Raw genomic sequence first — 16600 nt, 5'->3', positions numbered from 1 at the left:
CATAGGCTCGTCGCATGTTCAGACAGGCCCTGGAAGCGGTGCGGCTGTGGTTCTCGCCCTGGCGGGTGCGGACGGAAGGGGAGACGCCCGACTACCGGTTCTCGCTCGCGAACGAGCGAACGTTCCTGGCTTGGCTGCGCACCTCTCTCGCCCTGCTCGCCGGTGGCATCGCGGTGGACCAGTTCCTGACCGACCTGCCCACCGGGGCCCGCCTCGCGGTCACCCTGCTGCTGCTGGCGGCGGGCGCCCTGTGCGCGGTCAGGGCGGTCAACCACTGGGTGCGCTCGGAGCGGGCGATGCGGCGGGGTGAGGACCTGCCGATGAGCCGGTTCCCCGCGCTGCTCTCCGTGGCCACGGTGCTGGCGGCGGCGGTGGTGATCGTCGCGGTGGCGGTGAGTCCGTGAGGGCCGACCCGGGCGCGCAGCCGGAGCGGACCCGGCTGGCGTGGCGGCGGACGACGCTGACGTTCGCGGTGGTGGTGCTGCTGGCCGCCCGGGTACTGGTGGTCTCGGACGGGGTCCCGGCGCGGCGGGCGGTGTGGATTGCGCTCCTCGCACTGGTGTGGACGTTCTTCCTGGGGGTGGCGCACCGGCGGATGGAGGCGCTCACACGGGACCGGCCGCCCGGCGCGGCTCCGGCCTCCCTGTTCGCCGCCGCGGCGGCCGTCGGTCTCGCGGCGGTGCTGCTGGCGCTCGCGGCGTAGCGGGCGGGCATCGTTCCGTGGGGGGAGGTGCGGCCGGGTGGAGCGGGCGTATCCTGCCCGGATGGCGCGGGCGCGGCGATTCACCTCACCCGAGCGGCTGCTCGCCGCGGTCGGGGAAGAACTCGGCATCAGCGACTGGCTCACCGTCGATCAGGAGCGGGTCGACCGTTTCGCGGAGGCGACCGGCGACCACCAGTGGATTCACGTCGATCCGGAACGTGCCAAGGACGGGCCCTTCGGCACGACCATCGCGCACGGCTACCTCACGCTCGCCTTGCTGCCCGTGCTGACGCCCCAGTTGTTGCTCGTCGAGGGCGTCACGATGGCCGTCAACTACGGGGTGAACAGGGTGCGTTTCCCCGCACCGTTGCCGGTCGGCTCCCGGGTTCGTGCCACCGGCACCATCCTCGGTGCCTCGCGGGTCGCCGGCGGGGTGCAGCTCACCCTTGCCGTGACCGTCACGCGGGAGGGCGGGGACAAACCGGTGTGCGCGGCCGAGACCGTCACCCGCTACTACGACTGAGCCGGGCCTGCGGCCCCGGCCTCGGGGAGTTGGCGTCCGCGGTGGGGGCCGGCCCGTAGCGGCGCGGGCGGTGGGGCGGGGACAGGCGTCGGCGGGTTCGGCGGCCACCCGCCCTCGGCCACCGCCGGCGACCGCCGGCGCCTCTCGGCGGGCGCCGGCCGCCCCGACTCCCGCCGCCGGCCACCCCCGGCTGCCGCCCTCCAACGGCCGCCGCCGGCCGGCTCCGACGGCCTTCGCCAACCGCCGCCGGCCGCCGCCGCGGGGGCCGAGGCGTCGTCAGGGCGCGGTGACGCAGGTGTCGCCAGGGCACGGGGCGCGGGCCTGGGCGGACGGGGGTCGTGGGGTGGAGAGGGGGAAGGGGGCGGGGCGGCCGGGTGGGGGTTATCGGGTGGGGCGGGTTGCGCGTGGGGGGAGGGCGCGGAGGTAGGGGTCGTTCATGAGCCCCACGGTCAACGATGGGCCGCACGGCTACCACGCGAGGGTGGCCGAACGGTCGGCATTCGACTCGAAAGTGTGACCGTGGAGCACGTGCGCGCCGCCCCTTGCGCCTCTGGGGCGCCGCGTTGCCGCCGCGTGCCCCCGTGCGCCCTGTCGGCCCGCGCACCGGCGTGAGAACACGTAACCATGACCAACCGGCGCGCCCCCAACCACCGGCTCAGGGCCCTGCTCACCGAGGCCGGATGGACCCAGGAGGCCCTGGCGAGGGCCGTCAATGCGCTGGGCGCCGAGATCGGCGCCGCCCTGCGCTACGACCGCACCGCCGTCGCCCACTGGCTGTCCGGCACCCAGCCCAGGCACCCGGTTCCCTACCTGGCCGCCGAGGCGCTCGCCCGGCGCATCGGACGCCAGGTCACGCCGCAGGCGGCCGGGTTCGCCCCCCTCCCGCGCGGCATCGGGGGCGCGGAACCCGGCTGCGGCCTCGGCGAGCAGGTGACCGGGTTCGCCGACCCGGTCACCGGGTTCGCCGCCCTGTGCCGCTCCGACGCCGACGCCCGCCGCAGGCTGCCGTTGCACCAGCGGCCGTACCAGGTGGCGGACGCGGCCGTACCAGGGCCCCCGAAACGCCCCGAGCCGGCCAGGCCGCTCGGGGCCCGCACCGACGAGACCACCGCCCTGCACGACGCCGTCGCCTTCTTCGCCGCCTCCATCGACACCCACGGCGGGCGGCACGCGCGCAGCGCCCTGTGCGCCTACCTGGCCGACGACGTGACCCCCCTGCTGGCCGCCCACCAGCCCCAGCGCGTGCGCGCGGAGCTGCTCGTGCTGGCCTCGCGGCTGGCGTTCCTGCTGGCGAGGATGTACGAGGACGGGCAGTTGCACGGCGTCGCCCAGCGGTACTACACCTTCGCCCACCGGCTGGCCGACGAGTCGGGCGACCGCACCTCCTGGAGCGTGGTGCTGCGGGCGATGAGCGCGCAGGCCCAGCGCCTGGGGCACCTGCCGTCCGCGCTCCAGCTCGCCGAGGCGGCCCACGAGGGCGTGCGCCGGGCCCCCGCGGCGCACCAGGCGTATGTGCAGGCCCAGTTGGCGGTCGTGCTCGGGCTCAGCGGCGACCGGCGCGGCGCGCTGGCGGCGCTCGGCCGCGCCGAGCGGGCGGCGCAGCGGGCGAGCAGCGCGGCGGCGCCTTTCGACTCGTACCCGGCCGCGGCCCTGCACTTTCAGACCTCCGCGGTGCTCGAAGCGCTGGGCGACCTGCCGGGCGCCCTGGGTGCGCTCCGGCGCGCGGCCGGCGAACGCGCCCCCGGAGACGTGCGCGGGCGTGCGCTGAGCCAGGCGCGCCTCGGCCAGCTCCTGTTGCGCACCGGCCACCTCGACGAGGCCTGCGCGGCCTGGGATGGCTTCCTGGCCGGCCGGGAGCGGCTGCGCTCGGGCGACGCCGAGCGGGCGCTGCGCGAGATGCGGCAGGCGCTGCGCCCGTACCGCAACCGCAAGCGGGCGGCCGAGTTGCTGGCGAGAACCGCGCACGGTCGTTGACTTGCCCCCGCCCCATTCCTACGGTCGAACGAAGGATTTCGTTTCGGCGGCAGGAGGCTGCGATGGACACGCGGACGGACAGCACGGCCGGCCCGGCCGCCCCGGCGGCCGGGGCCGCGGCCGGCGACGGGAGTGGATCGGCCGCCGCCCCGGGCGCGCTCGCGTTCCGCTACTCGGCCGGGTTCGGCAACCAGCACAGCAGCGAGGCGGTGCCGGGCGCGCTGCCGGTGGGCCGCAACTCCCCGCAGCGCGCCCCCCTCGGCCTGTACGCGGAGCAGGTGAGCGGCACCGGGTTCACGGAGCCGCGCGCCTCCAACCGCCGTTCCTGGCTCTACCGCATCCGCCCCTCGGCCGCCCACCCGCCCTACCGGCGGATCGGCCAGGGCACGCTGCGGGCGGCGCCCTTCGACGAGGCCGAGCCCGACCCGAACCGGCTGCGCTGGAACCCGCTGCCCGAGCCGCCGCCCGGCACCGACTTCGTGGCCGGCCTGTGGACGCTCGGCGGCAACGGCGACGTGCGCCGCAGGGAGGGCATGGCCATCCACCTCTACCGCGCCAACTCCTCGATGCGCGACCGGGTGTTCGGCGACGCCGACGGGGAGCTGCTGATCGTTCCCGAGCACGGCACGCTGCTGCTGCGCACCGAGTTCGGCCCGCTGGCGGCGGCCCCGGGCCAGGTGGCGCTGATCCCGCGCGGCGTCAGGTTCCTCGTCGAGCTGCCCGAGGGCGAGTCGGGCGGCTACGTCTGCGAGAACTACGGCACGCCCCTCGCGCTGCCCGAGCTCGGCCCCATCGGCGCCAACGGCCTCGCCAACCCGCGGGACTTCCTGGCCCCGACCGCCGCCTACGACGAGGCCGAGCGGCCGGTGGAGGTGATCGCCAAGTTCTGCGGCGGGCTGTGGGCGACGAACCTGGAGCACTCGCCGCTCGACGTGGTCGCCTGGCACGGCAACCACGTGCCGTATCTGTACGATCTGCGGCGTTTCAACGTGATCGGCTCGATCAGTTACGACCATCCCGACCCCTCGATCTTCACCGTGCTGACCGCGCCCGGCGTGGACTTCGTGGTCTTCGCCCCGCGCTGGCTGGTGGGCGAGGACACGTTCCGGCCCCCGTACTTCCACCGCAACGTGATGACCGAGTACATGGGCCTGATCGAGGGCGCCTACGACGCGAAGGCCGAGGGCTTCGTGCCCGGCGGCGGCTCGCTGCACAACATGTTCTCGGCGCACGGCCCCGACCGGGAGACCTATGCACGCGCGGTGGCCGCGGAGTTGGCGCCGCACAAGGTGGACGACGGCCTGGCGTTCATGTTCGAGACGCGGTGGCCGGTGTCGCTGACCGCCCAGGCGCGGAACGGCTCGCATCTCCAGCGCGGGTACGACCGCGTGTGGCAGGGTCTTGAGCGCAACTTCCGCCCCTGACCGCCGTCCCGCACCGACCCGGAGGGCCTTCGTGACCGTCTTCGCCCCCGACTCGCTGGAGCTCAACCGCAAGCTCCCGCTGTGGTATCAGGTGTCGCAGTCCCTGCGCGCCTCCATACTCGGCCGTCAGCCGCACGCCCCCCTGCGGCTGCCGACCGAGGAGCAACTCGCGGGGCACTACGGGGTGAGCGTGCTGACGATGCGGCAGGCGCTCAAGGAGCTGGAGACCGAGGGCCTGATCAGCAGGCACCGGCGGCGCGGCACCTTCATCGAGCCCACCGCGCGGCACGGCGCCCCCGTCCGGCTGCTCGGCTCGGTGGACACGATCGTGGCGCAGCAGTCCGGGGAGGTGACCACCCTCCTCGACCACGGCCCGGTGCCGGTGCCCGCCGAACTCGCCGAGTACTTCCCCGGCCTGGGCGAGGTGGTGCGCTTTCGCAGGCTGCGCCGCGAGGAGAGCAGCGGGGAGCCCGTCAACTGGGCGGAGAACCTGGTCCACCCGGAGGTGGCCGACCGCATCGACCCGGCCGCGCTCGAACGCTGGCCGATGACCAGGGTGTTGCGGGACGTGGCGCGGGTGCGGGTCGACCGGATCGCCAACACCGTGCAGGCGCGGCTCGCCGACCCGTCGACCGCACGGCTGCTCAGCGTGCCGTTGCTGAGCCCCATCCTGCACATCACGGGTGTCGAGTACGACGAGGGCGGGCGTGCCGTGGACGTCGCGCGGCTCCACTACCGCGGCGACCGGTTCTCCTTCGCCGTCACCGTGGACGCCTCCCCCGAGTGACGCCCCCGTCGGCGAGCGGCGTCCCCGGTCCCCGTGGGACGCCCCTCGCCCTGCGGTGTGCCCCGGGCCGCCGGGCGGGCCCGGGGGCCGGGTCAGCCGCGCCCGCCGAAGAGCGTCCTCCGCAGGCGCCGCAGCGGCGCGAACAGGTGCACGCGCGCCCCGCGGCTGGTACGCGCGCTGCCCGTGTCGCGCCTGGTGAGCTCGCGCATCAGGGAGGTGGCGTCCTCGGCCTCGCGCTGTGGCACCGCAGGGCCGGAGAGCACGCTCAAGTGACGGTCGAGACGCGCGCTGCTGGCGCTGGTCCCGCAGTCGATGGCAGGCACCCGTGGCGGCCTGCTGCGCACTGTTATCTGCTTCATGACTCTCCCACCCGTACAACGGCACCCGGTCCGGGCAGGGTAACCCTAACGCCCCACAAGGACGCCTGGGTATCCCGGTCCCTTGTTTCACCTTTCCCAGCAACGGGGTTGACGAACACGGCAAGACAGGCGTTCGCCGCGTAAACCCCCGTGCGCGGCCGCCGAACGGGGCGCGTGCGGGGTGTTTGCGGGAACGCCCAAGCCCGCGGGGCAATTCCCAGGCCCGCGGGGCGGTTCCCGGCCCGGCCCGGGGTGGGCCGGGAACGTCCGGGACCGGGCTCAGCGGTCGAGCTCCTCCTCCACGGGAGGCCTGGGGACGTCGCGCAGGTGCTGGGACTGGCCGCGCTTGCCGCCGAGGCGCGCCTGTTCGGCCCGCTGCGCGGCGCTGTGGCCGAGGTCGGAGTCCGGGTCGAGGCGCACCGAGTGCGCGATGTCCTCGCGGTTGCCGTATTCCTCGGGCGGTATGCCGCGCAGCGCCTTCAGCACGCCGGGCGAGGCGCCGTGCGAGCGCGCGGCGGCCACGAGTTCGTCCTTGTCCGCGGGGAAATCCACGTCCTCGATGGCGGTGAGCACTTCTTCCATCCTGACGTGAGCCATCGGGCTTCCTCCCTGTCCTTCGTGCGGGTGCCGTCCCCGCACGGGCGCCGTCCCCGGCACGGCCGCCGGCCGCACGCCGCGGCCCGGCCGGTTCGCGCCTGCCGAGTCCCCACCCGCTCCGGGCCGAAACGCGTCCGAAAATGAGCGGTCCCGGAGGGCGCTCACCGGCCGACGTCGAGCACCGCTCACCGGCCGACGTCGAGCACCGCCTTGCCGGTCACGCGGCGTTCCAGGAGGGCCTCGGCGGCCTCCGGGTACCTCTCCCAGCCGCCCTGCCAGCCGATCTCGGGCCGCAGCCGGCCGGCGGCGAGGAGGCCGAGCAGGGTGGCGAGATCCGGACCGGGCGAGCTGATGTCGCCATAGGTGCTCAGCGTCCTGGCCTCGCCGACGAAGAACAGCGCCTGCGGCTCGAACACCGCGGGCTCCCCCGAGGCCGAGCCGATGCACTGGATATTGCCGCCCGGCCCGAGGAGCGCGAACACCGCGCCGAGCTGCGCGCCTCCCACCGTGTCGAGGACCAGGTCGAGGGGGCCCTCGACGCCGTCGAGGCCGACCGTCACCCGGTGCGCCCCCAGCTCCGCGAGCCCAGCGCCGCGGGCAGGCGAGCCGACCGAGGCGATGACGTGCGCGCCGCCGAGCGCCGCGAGTTGCACGGCGTAACGCCCCACGCCCCCGGCCGCGCCGGTGATCAGCACCCGCCGCCCGAGGAGGGGCCTGGCCCGCAGCGCGCGCAGCGCGGTGAGGCCCGCCATCGGCAGCGCGGCGGCCTCCCGGAGCCCCACCCGCTCGGGGACCTCGGCGACCGCGTCGGTGGCCGCCGCCATCCGCTGGGCCCAGGCTCCCCCGCCGAAGACGGCCACCCTGGCGCCGACGGCGGGGCCCGAGCCGTCGGCGGCGGCGCGCGCCACCACGCCCGCGGCGTCGTAGCCGTGGACGGTGCCGGCGGGCCGCCGCGCGGCGAACGCGACCTCGCCGCGGTTGAGGGAGATGTGCCGGACGTCCAGCAGCAGCTCGTGCGGCGCCGGCTCGGGCTCCGGCACGGTGCCCAGCCTGAGGGCGCCGGGGGCGGCGGGGTCGACGAGAAGTGCGCGCATGTCCATGGCTCTCTCCGGTGGAGGCGTCGGGGGTGGGCCGGGGCGCCCGGGCGGGCCGGGGCGCCCCGGCCATAGCGGACCGGCGGTCCGTTTCCGGAACGGTAGCATAGGCGGACCGTCGGTCCGATTGAGCGGGGAGTGGATGCCATGGCCGGGCAGGGGGCCGAGCGCGCCGACGCGGCGCGCAACCGCCGTGCGGTGCTGGAGGCCACCGAGCGGCTGCTGGCGGAGGGCGGCGGCGACCACGTCTCGCTCGACCGGGTGGCGGCGCTGGCCGGGGTGGGCAAGGGCACGGTGTTCCGGCGGTTCGGCAGCCGGGCCGGGCTGCTCCAGGCCCTGCTGGAGGAGCGGTCGGCGGCGCTGCGCCGCGCCGTCTCCGAGGGGCCGCCACCGCTGGGGCCCGGGGCGCCCGCACGGGAGCGGCTGCTCGCCTTCCTCGACGGCCTGGGGGCCATCGCCGAGGGGAACGCCGTGCTGCTCGCGGCGCACGAGCAGGCGTGCGCCGAGGACAAGTTCGCCGACCCCAGCTACCGGTTCTGGCAGGGCCACCTGCGCGCGCTGCTGGCGGAGGCCCGGCCGGATCTGGACGCGGACTTCCTGGCCCACGCGGTACTCGCGGTGTTCGACGGGGAGCTGGTCCGGGCCGTGACGCGGGAGGGCGGGCCGCGTCACTTCACCAGATCCGTGCAGCGGATGGCGCTCGCGCTGTGCGAGCGGCCCTGAGGGCTGCGGCGCGCCGGCGCCCGCGGCCCCGCGCGCGCCGCGTCTTCCGCGCGCGCCGCGTCTCCCGCGCGCGCCGGGGCGGGAGTTCAGGGGGCGGCCGGGGCCGGGGCGAGGGTGGGGTAGTCGGTGTAGCCCTCGGGGCCGCCGACGTACATCAGGTAGGCGTCGCGGACCTGGTTCGGCGGTGCGCCGGTGCGGAGGCGTTCGACCAGGTCGGGGTTGGCGAGGAAGGGGCGGCCGAGGGCGACCAGGTCGGCGCCCGCGGCCAGCAGCGCGGCCCCGGCGGACAGGCCGCCGTCGGCGGGGATGTGGTCGCGCGGCAGCACCGGGTTGCCGATCAGCGTTCCCGGCCAGGCCGCCCTGAGCTCCCGGAAGAGGGGCTGCCCGGGGTCGGCGTAGACGAGGTGGAGGTAGGCCAGGCCGAGGCCGGAGAGTTCGGCGAGGAGGGCACGGTAGAGCGCGGGCGTGTCGTCCTCCTCGATGCCGTTGACGGTGAGTCCCGGCGAGATCCGCAGCCCCACCCGCTCCGCTCCCACCGCCTCGGCCACGGCGCGCGTCACCTCGGTCACGAACCTGACGCGGGAGCGCGCGTCTCCGCCGTAGGCGTCGGTGCGGCGGTTGGTGTTGCCCGCGAGGAACTGGTGCAGCAGGTAGCCGTTGGCCGCGTGGACCTCGACGCCCTCGAAGCCGGCCGCGCGCGCGTTGCGGGCGGCGGCGGCGAAGTCGGCCACGGTGGCGCGGATCTCGGCCGTGCTCATCTCCCGTGGCACGACGGTGGGCCGGTGCCCGCCCGGGGTGAAGATCGTGCCGGGGAGCGGGACGGGCGAGGGGGCCACGGGCGCGAGGCCGCTGTTGGCGGGGTGCCCGACCCGGCCGCCGTGCTGGAGCTGGAGGAACATCCGGCCGCCCGCGGCACGGACCGCCTCGGTGACGGCCCGCCAGCCGGCGATGTGCCGCGGCGCGTGAATGGCGGGAATGTGGGGGTAGGTCTGGCCGACGGCGTTCGGCGTGGTCGCCTCGGCGACGATCAGGCCGGCGGAGGCGCGCTGGGCGTAGTAGGTGGCCATGAGCGGGACCGGCACGCCGTCCGCGGCGGCGCGGTTGCGGGTCATGGGCGCCATCACCAGCCGGTTGGGCAGGGTCAGGGGGCCGAGTTCTGCGGGCTCGAAGAGGGGGGAGGCCGCGGTTGAGTTCGTCATGCAGGCACGGTAGAACTTGACACTGGTGTCAGATTCAACCGGCGGATTCCGGCCGCCGCGAATCGGGAGGTGGCCCATGCGGATCGGCGAGCTGGCGCGGCGCACGGGAGTCGGCGAGCGCTCCCTGCGCTACTACGAGAAGCAGGGCCTGCTGGCCTCCGAGCGCACGCCGGGCGGGCACCGGGAGTACGCCGAGGCCGCGGTGGCCCGGGTCATCCGCATCCAGGAGCTCTTCGCCGCGGGGCTGTGCAGCAGGAAGATCGCCCAGCTGCTGCCCTGCATGCGCGACGCGGACGGCGGCCCCTCGGAGATCGCCACCCCCCGCCTGGTCAGGGACCTCACCGCCGAGCGCGAGCGCATCGACCGCACCATCCGGGACCTGCTGCGTTCCCGCGAGGTCCTGGACGAGGTCATCTTCGCCGCCTCGGGGGCGGAGGAGGCCGCCGACCCGGGGGCGCAAGAAGCCGCCGACTCGGGGCCGGGGGTGGCCGTCGCGGCCGGCCCGGGGGTGGAAAATGGCGTGCCGCCCCGAGCGGGCCTGCGGTAGCGTCCCTGCGCGTCCGCCCGCCGCCCGCGCGGGGCCGGCCCGGCCCCCGCCCGGCGGTGAGCGCGGGCGCGAGCGCCGGGTCACACGCCGGCGCGGGCCCGGGAGCCGGGTTCGCCTGCGCGAGCGCGTGCGGGCACGAGTGCAGGTCCGAGTAGAGGGAGAGTGTGAGATGCGGCGTCGCCTCGGAGTCTTCGAGCTGCCCTGTGCCACCCACCTGACCTCCGGGGACCTCCTCTGTGATCCGAACCACTCTCAACCTCGGGATTCTCGCGCACGTCGACGCCGGTAAGACCAGCCTCACCGAGCGCCTGCTCTTCGACAACGGAGCCATCGAGCGGCTCGGCAGCGTCGACGCGGGAAGCACCCAGACCGACACCGGCGACCTGGAGCGCGAACGCGGCATCACGATCCGCTCCGCCGTCGCCGCCTTCACCACGGGCGACCTCCAGATCAACCTCGTGGACACGCCCGGCCACCCCGACTTCATCGCCGAGGTGGAACGCGCCCTGTCGGTGCTGGACGGCGCGGTGCTCGTGCTGTCCGCCGTGGAGGGCGTGCAGGCGCAGACCCGCGTCCTGATGCGTTCGCTGCGCCGCCTGCGGCTGCCGACGCTGCTGTTCGTCAACAAGATCGACCGGATGGGCGCGCGCCACGAGGCGCTGCTCGCCGACATCAGGGCCAGGCTCGCCCCCCTCGTGGTCCCGATGAGCGAGGTGCGGGCCGCGGGCACCGCCGCGGCCAGGGCGCCGCGCCGGTCCTGGGCCGACCCCCGGGCGCGGGAACGGGCCGCGGAGACGCTCGCCGAACACGACGAGGGCCTGCTGGCCCGCCTCGTCGAGGGGGACCTCCCCGCGGCCGGGGAACTGCGCGCGCTGCTCGCCGCGCAGACCGCGGCCGGCCTGGTGCACCCGGTGTTCTCCGGCTCGGCCCTGACCGGCGAGGGCGTCGCCGAACTCACCGCGGGCATCAGGACGTTCCTGCCGCCGCCGCGGGCTCCCCTGGGCGGGCCCGCGCGCGGCACCGTGTTCGCCGTCGAGCGGGGCGAGGGCGGGGAGAAGATCGCCTACCTGCGGCTCTTCTCGGGCGAGGTGCGGGCACGCCAGCGCCTGAGCCTCAGGCGGCGGGAGCCGGGCGGCGCCGTCCTGCGGTACGGCGGCCGGGTGGCCGGGCTGGAAACGGTGCGGGCCGCGGATTCCGCGGGAGCCGGGCCGCAGGACCGCGAGTGCCTGCGGGCCGGGGGCATCGGGCGGGTTCGCGGCCTGGCGGCCGTCCGGGTGGGCGACCGCCTCGGCGAGGCGGACCGGGACCGGGAGCGGCCGCACTTCTCGCCGCCGGGGCTTGAGGTGACGGTCCGGCCGGGACGGCCGGGCCTGGAGGCCCGCCTGCACGCCGCGCTGACCCGGCTGGCCGACGAGGACCCACTGATCAGGACGCGGGTCGCGAGCGACGGGGCGACCTCCGTGCTGCTGTACGGAGAGGTGCAGCAGGAGGTGATCGCCGCGAGGCTGCAGCGGGACTTCGGCCTGACGGCCGTCTTCGCCCGCCCGCGGCCGGTCTACGTCGAACGGCCGGCCGGCGTGGGCGAGTTCTGCGAGGAGATGGGCCCGGGCGTCGGCCGCTTCTGGGCGACGATCGGGCTGCGGGTGGAGCCGGCGCCGCCCGGCCGCGGCGTGCGGTTCGTCCGCGACGTCGAGTGGGGGGCGTTGCCGCGCGCCTTCCACCGGGCCGTCGAGGAGGCGGCGCTGCGCACCCTCGAACAGGGCCTGTACGGCTGGGAGGTGACGGACTGCACGGTCACCCTCTACCGCGTCGGCTACCACTCCCCCGACAGCAAGGCGGCCGACTTCCGCGACCTGACGCCCATGGTGCTGCTGCGGGCGCTGCGGGAGGCGGGCAGCCGGGTCCACGAGCCCTGCCAGGCGCTGGAGATCGAGATCCCGCGGGACACGCTCAGCGCGGTGGCCGGGGCGCTGGCCGCCAGGGGGGCGGACATCGTGGCCACCGAGGAGCGGGGCGAGTCCTGGGCGGTCTTCGCGGAGCTGCCGACCCGGCTGGTGCAGGAGGTGCGGGCCGCGCTGCCCGGGCTGAGCCGGGGCGAGGCCGCGGTCTTCGCCCGGCCGGGGGCGAACCGGCCGGTGCGCGGCCGTGCGCCGCGGCGGGCCAGGACGGACGGCAACCCGCTGAACCGGGAGGAGTACCTGCGCCACCTCGCGGCGCCCTCGCTCACCCGGGTCTGACCGGGCCACGGCCCGCCCGGCGGCCGGGTCTTCGCCCGGCCGCCGGGGGCGCCGCCCGCCGGGGAGGGTCGCCCGCCGGGGAGGGCCGGGGGAACGGCGGGCGGCGGGCGGCGGGCTGTTCAGTCCAGCGGCTCGGCCGGCCTGGTCATCGGCCCGCCGGCGCTGCCGGTGTTGAGCACCCCCCGCGGCTCCACCAGCAGAATGGCCGTCTCCTCCTCGGCCACCGGGCAGTGCTCGGCGCCCCGGGGCACCACGAAGAGCTCTCCCGGCTCCAGCACGACGTTCTCGATGTTCTCGGCGTTCTCGGCGCTCCTGGCGCTCCCGGCGCTCCCGGCGTCCCGCAGCCGGATGGTGAGGCGGCCGCTGAGGACGAGGAACAGCTCGTCGGTGTCCTCGTGCGTGTGCCAGACGAACTCGCCCTTCAGCTTGGCGAGTTTGATCTCGTAGTCGTTCAGTCCCGCGATCTTCTTCTGGGCCCACAGCTCGCTGAAGAGGGAGAGCTTGTGCGCCAGGTTGACGACGGCGCCCGGCTTGTTCGTATCGCTCATGGCAGGAGCCTGCACACGCGCGGGGCGGCGGGTCTTGTACGTTCCTGGCATGAGCGGGAACGGGGCGCGGCCGGAGACCAGGATCAGTGCCTGGCGCCCGGCGGTGGCCGGGATCGCCGAGGTCTTCCACGCCCGGTTCACGGACCACGCCTACCCGCTGCACACCCACCGCACCTGGGACCTGATGATCCTCGACGAGGGGTGTGTGGACTTCGCCGTGGACCGCCACCGGCACGGCGTCACGGGCGCGGACGCCGTGGTGCTGCTGCCGCCCGGGGTGCCGCACGACGGGCGGACGGTGACCCCCGCCGGCTTCCGCAAGCGGGTGCTCTATCTCGACGACCGGGTGCTGCCGGAGCGGCTCGCCGGGGCGGCGGTGGGGATTCCGGTGCACGCCGACGTGCTGCTGCGGCGGCGCCTCCACCAGCTGCACCTCGCGCTCGGCTCGGCGGACGGCGCCTTCGAGGCGGAGTCACGGCTCGCGTTCGTCCGCGAGCGCCTCCTGGCACGCCTGGGCGCTCCTGTGCGAACCAGAACGCCGGGGCGCGAGGCGGCGCCGCTGGCCGCCGCGCTGCGCGAGCTGCTGGACGCGCGCCTGCGCGGCGGGGTGACCCTGGCGGAGGCGGGGGCCCTGCTGCACGCCCACCCCACCCACCTGATCCGCTGCTTCCGGCGGGCCTACGGGCTGCCCCCGCACGCCTACCTCACCGGGCGGCGCGTGGAACGGGCCCGCCACCTGCTGCTCGAGGGACTGCGCCCGGCGGAGGTGGCCGCGGCCGTCGGCTTCCACGATCAGGCGCACCTGAACCGGCACTTCACGCGTCACGTGGGCGTGCCGCCCGGCCGCTTCGCCGCCTCGTCCGGGGCCCGTGCCATCCGGTGGCCCGGGCCCTGAGGCGGCCGGTGGCCGGGGCCGCGAGGGGCCGGCGGCCCAGGCCCGGGTACGGCCGGGGCGCCCTCAGTCCCCCGGGCAGGGCCAGGGCCCGTCCCCCCAGGTGGTGCGGGTGTCGTCGCGGGTGACGGCGCCGCAGGCCAGTTCCGTCCTCGGCTCCTCGCCGCGGGCCGCGCGCAGGATGAGGACCAGCCGGTCCTGGGTGCGGCGCCCGCCGTCGCCCGCACCCGGGGCGTCGAACCAGCCGGAGGCCCCGTCGAAGCCGCCGAGTCCCTGGTACAGCGCGGTCTGCACCGCGGTGCGGTCGAGGCGTTCCCCGACCCGGCCGGTGGCCTCCCACGCCTCGTCGACCGCGAGGGACAGATAACGCAGCGCGTCCCAGGCCAGCGCGGGCCGCGGGTCGATGGCCAGGGTGCGCCGCACGTCCTCGTACGCGGACTCGTAGGCCGCCGCGTACCGGGTGGCGAACTCGGTGCCCTCCTGCCCGGCGTTCAGCAGCGGGCCGCCGCCGTCCAGCGCGTAGTAGAGCGTGAGGCCCTCGAACTCCGCCCACGGCTGCTCGTTCGTGATCGGGATGTTGGAGACCTCGTCGCCGCCGAGCAGGGTCAGCCGCGGGCAGTCCCGGGAGAGCGCGCGCAACTCCCGCAGGAACAGCGGGATTTCGCTGCCGCGGGCCGTCCACACCAGGACCGTGTGCGGCTCCTGGCGCACCGCGCGGCAGACGGTGCGGGCCAGTTCTGCCCTGGTGGACTGCTCCTCACCCTCGACGAGTTTCTCGTCCCGCTCCTGGGGCAGCCCGTTGCGCGGCGAGTACAGCAGGGTGCGCGTCCGCTCCGGGTCGTACGCGGCCTGGAACGATTCGGCCAGGCTGCCGCTGTAGGCGTCCCTGGCGTCGGCCACCAGCAGCACCTGCTCGGCGCGGGAGGCGGTGCCGTCCCGCTCCGCGATGGGCTCGGCGTAGCGCAGGAACGCCGCCATGGCCGCCGCGGTGCGGCTGTTGGTCGGCGCGTTCTGGTAGTAGTGGCGGCCGTGGCCGAGGAGTTCGTCGGCGGTGCCCGCGGTGCCGACGACGGGCAGGCCGGCCGCGTCCAGCACGTCCAGGGCCTCGTAGACGGTGCGCCGGCTCTGCCCCATGCCGACGACCCCGACGATCGAGGGGTCGTCCTCGGCCAGGTCGACCAGGTGGCGGGCGACGGGGACGGCGTCCCGGTAGCGGTCCCCCGCGTCGGCCACGATCACCCGCAGCGGGACCCACTCCCCGGTGTCGAGCGCCCGGTCGTTGCCGTACCGCTGGGCCAGCGCGATGCCGCGCAGCTGGGCCAGCACGCCGCCCCTGACCGGGTCCTCGGCGCCCGCGCCGCCGCTGAGCGGGGCGAAGGAGATCACGGTCCGCGACGGGGCGCCGAGCCCGTCGGCGGTCAGCTCGGCGGTGACCGCGTCCACCCTGCGGTTCTCGTCCTCGATGCGTTCGAGCACCTGCCGCACCGGCTCCTCCAGGTCGTCGACCACGGCGGAGTCCCGCACCCCGACGCAGCTGCCGTCCGAGCCGAGGAAGGTGCTGCCCAGGCAGCCGTCGTCCTCGGGCAGCGGCAGCAGCCCCGCCGTCGCGGCGAGCAGCGCCAGGGCCGCGGCCGCGGCGAGCCCGGCCAGTTCGAGGGCGAGTTCGGCCGCGGGGCCGATCCTCGGGCGTCTGACCGGCAGCCGGCGGCGGCGTCTGAGCTGGTAGGTGGCCCGGTCGTCGGCGCTCAGGTCCTCCCTGGGGAGGGTGATCACCAGGCCGCTGACGTCCGCGACCAGCGCCGGGTCCCGCAGGCCCTGGCGCAGCCAGTCGGCGGCCTGGCCGAGCCCCTCGCGCTCCACGTCCGGGAGGTACCTGCCGATCCGCTCGACGCCCGCGGCCAGCACGAGCAGCGAGGTGGCGCGGTGCTCCTTGGCCTCGCTGCGCAGCTCGCGGATGAAGCGCTGGACCCGCGAGTGCTCCGCCCCCGCGTTGTCGAACAGCACCACGAAACGGTGGGCGCGCCGGCGCCGCCAGGGGCGCGGGAACCGGCCGCGCGCCGCCCGGTCCAGGTCGGTCACCAGCGCCTGCACCAGCACCCGGTCCAGGTCCTCCAGCCGGCCCGCCTCGTCGGCGCGCGGCACCAGCGCCCTGAGCTGGTCGAAGAACGGGCCGGGGCCGCGCTGCCCCTCGGCCCAGCGGGTGAACCAGAGGAGCCGCCGCCTGGCCCTGGCGAGGAACAGCCGGCGCGGCAGCGACTGGAAGGCCCAGCCCACCAGGAAGTTCCACAGCGCGGCCGGCACGCCGCCGTCGCCGCGCAGCCCGTCGTCGCGCTCCTCGCCCGCCAGCCGCCACAGGCCGCGCGCGAACGCCGACTCCTCCAGGTGCCTGGCGTACAGGTGGTCGCGCAGCCGGTGCCGCGGCCCGGACCTGACCGCCTCCTCGGCCTCGGCCACGGTCTTCAGCAGCCACAGCCCGGGCAGCCGCAGCCGCCCGCCGCCGCAGGCTCGGGTGGTCCGCGCCAGCTGGGCGGTGATCTCGTCGAACAGGGCGAGCGGCCAGCGCCCGCCGTCCGGCTCGGCGAGGTAGGCGTGCGGGGTCAGCGGGCGGCGCTCGCCGCCGAGCCAGCCCCGCAGCCCGGCACCGAGCGGCTGGTCGCCGGCCCGTTTCACCAGCACCACGGGCAGCCAGCGGCGCTCGCGCCGCGGCTGGGTGATGAGCCGCTCCAGGGCGTCGACGAACGCGCCCATCCCCCGGTAGGCGGGTAACTCGCCCTGCTCCTCCCGAACGGTCATCGCGCTCCCCTCCCGCGTACGCGTTCGATCGCCGATTCGCCCGCTAAAACGCCGTGGCCGCGGGCGCGGTTCCTGGCCCCTGGCGCCGCCGGGCGGGCCGTCGCGGCCGGGCTTGCCGCACGCTCCCCACGCCGGCTCCCCGCGGGCGCAGGGGCGTGGGGGGCCGTGGGGCCGGGGCGGGGGTGGGCGCGGCGCGACGG

At 76.0% G+C, this 16600-nt stretch carries 16 protein-coding genes; 10 read left to right on the top strand and 6 right to left on the bottom strand.

What is annotated here, in order from left to right; translation table 11 throughout:
- Positions 1-14 precede the first annotated feature (14 nt).
- The 6 genes from D7294_RS08985 to D7294_RS08960 all read left to right on the top strand — a co-directional run bounded on the left by D7294_RS08985 (position 15) and on the right by D7294_RS08960 (position 5411).
- A complete protein-coding gene (locus D7294_RS08985) occupies positions 15-404 on the top strand; it encodes a YidH family protein (protein WP_120677417.1) in 390 nt (129 codons plus the stop codon).
- Positions 401-703: a DUF202 domain-containing protein gene (locus D7294_RS08980; protein WP_120677415.1), complete on the top strand. Its 303-nt coding sequence runs from the start codon at positions 401-403 to the stop codon at positions 701-703. Before D7294_RS08985 ends, D7294_RS08980 begins: the two co-directional genes overlap by 4 nt.
- A gap of 61 nt (positions 704-764) precedes the next feature.
- Entirely contained in the window at positions 765-1226 is a 462-nt protein-coding gene (locus tag D7294_RS08975; protein ID WP_120677413.1) for a MaoC family dehydratase, read from the top strand.
- A gap of 624 nt (positions 1227-1850) precedes the next feature.
- Positions 1851-3200, top strand: a complete 1350-nt coding sequence (locus D7294_RS08970) for an NsdA family TPR-like regulatory protein (protein WP_120677411.1) — start codon at positions 1851-1853, stop codon at positions 3198-3200.
- 62 nt (positions 3201-3262) lie between these two features.
- Positions 3263-4624 carry a homogentisate 1,2-dioxygenase gene (gene hmgA, locus D7294_RS08965; RefSeq protein ID WP_120677409.1) on the top strand — a complete coding sequence of 454 codons (1362 nt, stop codon included), beginning with the start codon at positions 3263-3265 and terminating at the stop codon, positions 4622-4624.
- Between the two features lie 31 nt (positions 4625-4655).
- Entirely contained in the window at positions 4656-5411 is a 756-nt protein-coding gene (locus tag D7294_RS08960) for a GntR family transcriptional regulator (protein ID WP_120677407.1), read from the top strand.
- A 92-nt stretch (positions 5412-5503) separates the two neighbouring features.
- Here D7294_RS08960 and D7294_RS08955 read toward each other — a convergent pair whose 3' ends face one another.
- From D7294_RS08955 to D7294_RS08945, 3 genes are all read right to left on the bottom strand, one after another.
- Positions 5504-5770, bottom strand: coding sequence for a hypothetical protein (locus D7294_RS08955; RefSeq protein WP_120677405.1), 267 nt, complete (start codon positions 5768-5770; stop codon positions 5504-5506).
- Between the two features lie 279 nt (positions 5771-6049).
- Entirely contained in the window at positions 6050-6367 is a 318-nt protein-coding gene (locus tag D7294_RS08950) for a DUF2795 domain-containing protein (RefSeq protein WP_120677403.1), read from the bottom strand.
- Between the two features lie 185 nt (positions 6368-6552).
- Positions 6553-7461: a zinc-binding dehydrogenase gene (locus D7294_RS08945; protein ID WP_174248301.1), complete on the bottom strand. Its 909-nt coding sequence runs from the start codon at positions 7459-7461 to the stop codon at positions 6553-6555.
- Positions 7462-7608: 147 nt separating this feature from the next.
- Here D7294_RS08945 and D7294_RS08940 point away from each other — a divergent pair, with 147 nt between their 5' ends.
- Positions 7609-8184: a TetR/AcrR family transcriptional regulator gene (locus D7294_RS08940; RefSeq protein WP_120677401.1), complete on the top strand. Its 576-nt coding sequence runs from the start codon at positions 7609-7611 to the stop codon at positions 8182-8184.
- Positions 8185-8270: 86 nt separating this feature from the next.
- Here D7294_RS08940 and D7294_RS08935 read toward each other — a convergent pair whose 3' ends face one another.
- A complete protein-coding gene (locus tag D7294_RS08935) occupies positions 8271-9383 on the bottom strand; it encodes an alkene reductase (protein WP_120677399.1) in 1113 nt (370 codons plus the stop codon).
- Positions 9384-9459: 76 nt separating this feature from the next.
- On the opposite strand from D7294_RS08935, the gene D7294_RS08930 reads away from it, so the two are divergent.
- Positions 9460-9930, top strand: a complete 471-nt coding sequence (locus D7294_RS08930) for a MerR family transcriptional regulator (RefSeq protein ID WP_120677397.1) — start codon at positions 9460-9462, stop codon at positions 9928-9930.
- 236 nt (positions 9931-10166) lie between these two features.
- Positions 10167-12167: an elongation factor G gene (locus tag D7294_RS08925; protein ID WP_241562213.1), complete on the top strand. Its 2001-nt coding sequence runs from the start codon at positions 10167-10169 to the stop codon at positions 12165-12167.
- A gap of 119 nt (positions 12168-12286) precedes the next feature.
- Here the strand turns inward: D7294_RS08925 and D7294_RS08920 are convergent, their stop codons facing one another.
- Positions 12287-12715, bottom strand: coding sequence for a cupin domain-containing protein (locus D7294_RS08920; protein WP_120677395.1), 429 nt, complete (start codon positions 12713-12715; stop codon positions 12287-12289).
- Between the two features lie 49 nt (positions 12716-12764).
- On the opposite strand from D7294_RS08920, the gene D7294_RS08915 reads away from it, so the two are divergent.
- The gene (locus D7294_RS08915; RefSeq protein ID WP_120677393.1) at positions 12765-13610 is read left to right on the top strand and encodes a helix-turn-helix domain-containing protein; all 846 of its coding nucleotides are present in this window, start codon (positions 12765-12767) and stop codon (positions 13608-13610) included.
- Between the two features lie 63 nt (positions 13611-13673).
- On the opposite strand, the gene D7294_RS08910 is transcribed toward D7294_RS08915, so the two are convergent.
- Complete coding sequence (locus tag D7294_RS08910) at positions 13674-16400, bottom strand: ABC transporter substrate-binding protein (RefSeq protein WP_147450794.1); 2727 nt, start codon at positions 16398-16400, stop codon at positions 13674-13676.
- Between the last annotated feature and the right edge of the window lie 200 nt (positions 16401-16600).

The organism is Streptomyces hoynatensis (assembly GCF_003626535.1).
Lineage (GTDB): Bacteria > Actinomycetota > Actinomycetes > Streptomycetales > Streptomycetaceae > Streptomyces > Streptomyces hoynatensis.
Note: the sequence above shows the minus strand (reverse complement) of the source record. Positions and strands in the feature narration are given on the sequence as shown.

Bases quoted from the DNA above. Each gene is read 5' to 3' on its own strand.
- D7294_RS08985 (WP_120677417.1), top strand. From the start codon at position 15: ATGTTCAGACAGGCCCTGGAAGCGGTGCGGCTGTGGTTCTCGCCCTGG.
- D7294_RS08975 (WP_120677413.1), top strand. From the start codon at position 765: ATGGCGCGGGCGCGGCGATTCACCTCACCCGAGCGGCTGCTCGCCGCG.
- D7294_RS08970 (WP_120677411.1), top strand. From the start codon at position 1,851: ATGACCAACCGGCGCGCCCCCAACCACCGGCTCAGGGCCCTGCTCACC.
- hmgA (WP_120677409.1), top strand. From the start codon at position 3,263: ATGGACACGCGGACGGACAGCACGGCCGGCCCGGCCGCCCCGGCGGCC.
- D7294_RS08955 (WP_120677405.1), bottom strand. From the start codon at position 5,770: ATGAAGCAGATAACAGTGCGCAGCAGGCCGCCACGGGTGCCTGCCATC.
- D7294_RS08950 (WP_120677403.1), bottom strand. From the start codon at position 6,367: ATGGCTCACGTCAGGATGGAAGAAGTGCTCACCGCCATCGAGGACGTG.
- D7294_RS08945 (WP_174248301.1), bottom strand. From the start codon at position 7,461: ATGCGCGCACTTCTCGTCGACCCCGCCGCCCCCGGCGCCCTCAGGCTG.
- D7294_RS08940 (WP_120677401.1), top strand. From the start codon at position 7,609: ATGGCCGGGCAGGGGGCCGAGCGCGCCGACGCGGCGCGCAACCGCCGT.
- D7294_RS08935 (WP_120677399.1), bottom strand. From the start codon at position 9,383: ATGACGAACTCAACCGCGGCCTCCCCCCTCTTCGAGCCCGCAGAACTC.
- D7294_RS08930 (WP_120677397.1), top strand. From the start codon at position 9,460: ATGCGGATCGGCGAGCTGGCGCGGCGCACGGGAGTCGGCGAGCGCTCC.
- D7294_RS08920 (WP_120677395.1), bottom strand. From the start codon at position 12,715: ATGAGCGATACGAACAAGCCGGGCGCCGTCGTCAACCTGGCGCACAAG.
- D7294_RS08915 (WP_120677393.1), top strand. From the start codon at position 12,765: ATGAGCGGGAACGGGGCGCGGCCGGAGACCAGGATCAGTGCCTGGCGC.
- D7294_RS08910 (WP_147450794.1), bottom strand. From the start codon at position 16,400: ATGACCGTTCGGGAGGAGCAGGGCGAGTTACCCGCCTACCGGGGGATG.